2 protein-coding genes are annotated in these 2,918 nt (G+C 69.8%); both read right to left on the bottom strand.

Annotation, left to right across the window (positions count from 1 at the left end; translation table 11 throughout):
* Positions 1-153: 153 nt before the first annotated feature.
* Positions 154-2,436, bottom strand: a complete 2,283-nt coding sequence (locus ACIQMU_RS28990) for an excinuclease ABC subunit UvrA (protein WP_352242964.1) — start codon at positions 2,434-2,436, stop codon at positions 154-156.
* A gap of 54 nt (positions 2,437-2,490) precedes the next feature.
* Positions 2,491-2,817, bottom strand: coding sequence for an antibiotic biosynthesis monooxygenase family protein (locus tag ACIQMU_RS28985; protein ID WP_352242965.1), 327 nt, complete (start codon positions 2,815-2,817; stop codon positions 2,491-2,493).
* Positions 2,818-2,918: the final 101 nt, after the last annotated feature.

The raw sequence follows: 2,918 nt of genomic DNA, 5'->3' as shown, positions 1-2,918 counted from the left end.
GCGGGGGGGCGGGGGCGGGGGGGGCGGGGGGGGGGGGTGCCGCGGGGCGGGGGGGGCCGGGGGGGCGGGGGGGGGGGGGGGGGGGGGGGGGGGGGGGGGGGGGGCGGGCCCGGGGGGGGCGCCCCCCCCCCCCCCCTCTGCCGGGCGCCGTGCTCAGGCGGTCCGGTAGCGGCGGAGGTACTCGCCGGTGGCGGAGCCGTCGGCCTCCAGCAGCTCCTTCGGCGTGCCGCTGAAGACGACCTGGCCGCCGTGCTTGCCGCCGCCGGGCCCGAGGTCGATCACCCAGTCGGCCTGCCGGACGACGTCCAGGTTGTGCTCGATGACGATGACCGAGTTGCCCTGGTCCACCAGGCTGTTCATCAGCCCGACGATGGTGTCGACGTCGGACATGTGCAGCCCCGTCGTCGGCTCGTCGAGGACGTACACGGACTTGGAGCCGTGCAGCCGGCCCGCGAGCTTCAGGCGCTGGCGCTCGCCGCCCGAGAGCGTGCTCAGCGGCTGCCCGAGCGTGAGGTAGCCGAGGCCGACGTCGGTCAGACCGGTCAGCTTGTCCAGGACCTCGCGCTCGGTGAAGAACTCGACGGCGCTCTCGGCAGACAGGTCGAGCACGTCGGCGACGGACTTCCCGCGCAGCTCGTAGGCCAGGACCTCCTCCTTGAACCGCCGGCCCTCGCAGGCTTCGCACCGGGTCCGGACGGGGTCCATGTAGGCCAGTTCCACGACGAGTTCACCGCGCCCGTTGCACTCGTCGCAGGCGCCCGCGGAGTTGAAGCTGAACAGGCCGACCGGCACGCCGTTGGCCTTGGCGAACAGCTTGCGGATCGTGTCCATCATGTCGAGGTGGCTGGCGGGCGTGGACCGCGACGACGCCCTGATCGCCGTCTGGTCGACCAGGATCGTGTCCGGGTAGGCGTCCAGGAACGCTCCGGTGATCAGCGAACTCTTTCCGGATCCGGCGACTCCGGTGACCGCCGTGAGCACTCCCATCGGGATGCTCACCGAGACGTTGCGGAGGTTGTGCAGGTCGGCGTTCTCCACCGCGAGCTTCCCCGTCGGACGGCGGACGTCGGCCTTCACGTCCGCGGTACGGCGCAGACAGACGGCGGTGAGCGTGTCGGCCCGCTTCAGCTCCGGGAACCCGCCCTCGAAGACGATCTCCCCGCCGTGGACGCCCGCCCCCGGACCCACGTCCACCACGTGGTCGGCGATCTCGATGACGTCCGGGTCGTGCTCGACCACGATCACCGTGTTGCCCATGTCCCTCAACTCCCGCAGCAGGCCGTTGAGACGGCCCACGTCACGCGGGTGCAGGCCCGTGCTGGGCTCGTCGAAGATGAACGTCATGCCGACCAGGCTGCTGCTGAGATGGCGTACGGTCTTCAACCGCTGGGCCTCGCCGCCGGAGAGCGAGAGGGTCTCCCGGTCCAGCGAGAGATAGCCGAGGCCGATGCCCTCGATGCGCTCGAACGCGGTGCGGATTCCCGCGGCGATCGGGGTGGCGACCGGGTCGTCGATCCCGTCGAGGAGCTTGATCAGGTCGCTGATCTCCATCCGCGTCCAGTCGGCGATGGTGCGGCCGTCGATGGTCGTGGCGAGCGCGGTGGGGTTCAGCCGGGTGCCACCGCAGCCCGTGCACTCCCCCAGGGTGATGAACCGCTCGATGTTGGCCCGGCCGCGCTCGCTGAGCGAGCCGAGGTCGCGCTTGAGGTTGGTCCGGGCGAAGCGCGCCACGACGCCCTCGTACTTGAGGGTCGCCGTGGTGTTGGCCGTGGACACCGTCACCGTGCCGCCGCTGCCGTGCAGGAGCATCTCCCACTCGGCCTCGGTGTAGTCGCTCAGCACCTTCGCGGTGTCGAAGTGCCCCGACTTCGCGTACATCTGCCAGTCCATCGCACCGGGCTTGTGCGTGCTGAGCTGGATCGCGCCCCCGTCGAGCGACTTCGTCCGGTCGAGCAGCCGGTCGACGTCCACCCGGCGCATCCGGCCGAGGCCGTCGCAGTCCGGGCACATGCCCTGCGGGTTGTTGAAGGAGTACGCCGAGGGCGGGTTGTACGGGGTGCCCAGGCGCGAGAACAGCACACGCAGCGACGAGTAGAGGTCCGTCATCGTGCCGACCGTCGACCGCGCGTTGCCGCCGACCGGTTTCTGGTCGACGACCACCGGAGCGGTCAGGTTCTCGATGACGTCCGCGTGGGGCCGCTGGTACTTCGGCAACTGGTTGCGGATGAACCAGTCGTAGGTGCTGTTGAGCTGCCGCTGCGCCTCCACCGCCAGGGTGTCGAACACGATCGACGACTTCCCCGATCCGGAGACGCCGGTGAACACCGTGATCCTGTTCTTGGGGATCCGCAGCGACACGTCCTTCAGGTTGTGCTCGCGCGCACCCGCGATGCGGATGTACTGCGCGTTGTTCCGGTTGCGCTCGACTTCTGTCATTTCAGGGCCTGTTCACGTGTTCTTCTGGGAGGGAAAACGCCGGAGGGACGTAGTTCACGCGGTGCGGTCGAGATAGCGGTGCCGTTCCGCGTACAGCTCGGACTCGCTCTCCGCGAGCTGCCGCAGTTCCTTGACGTGCGTCTGGAAGTCCGGGTGGCCGACGGCCGCGCGCAGCGCCCCGGCGTGCTCCCAGCGGGCGATGTTCACATACCGCTGGGGGTCCTTCACGTCCTGGGACAGGGTGTAGCCGATGATGCCCGGCTGCTCCTTCATGAAGGCCGCGATACGCGCGAAGGCGTCCTCGAACTCCTGGGGGCTCCCGGAGACCGTGAACCTGTTCACGAAGGTGACCTGGGGCTGCGGGGTGTCCTGCTGGGCCATGGTGCTCTCCGTAAGGTGTTAGGCGGCCCGGGAGGGCCGGATGTGGCTGATGGTGTCTTGCCATTTGTGGCTCCCAAGGAGTGGCCGTCCGGCTCTCCGGG

This window comes from Streptomyces sp. NPDC091649, assembly GCF_044756785.1.
In the GTDB taxonomy this organism is placed as follows: Bacteria; Actinomycetota; Actinomycetes; order Streptomycetales; family Streptomycetaceae; genus Streptomyces.
The sequence above is the reverse complement of the archived record's forward strand: the minus strand, read 5'-3'. Positions and strand labels throughout refer to the sequence as shown.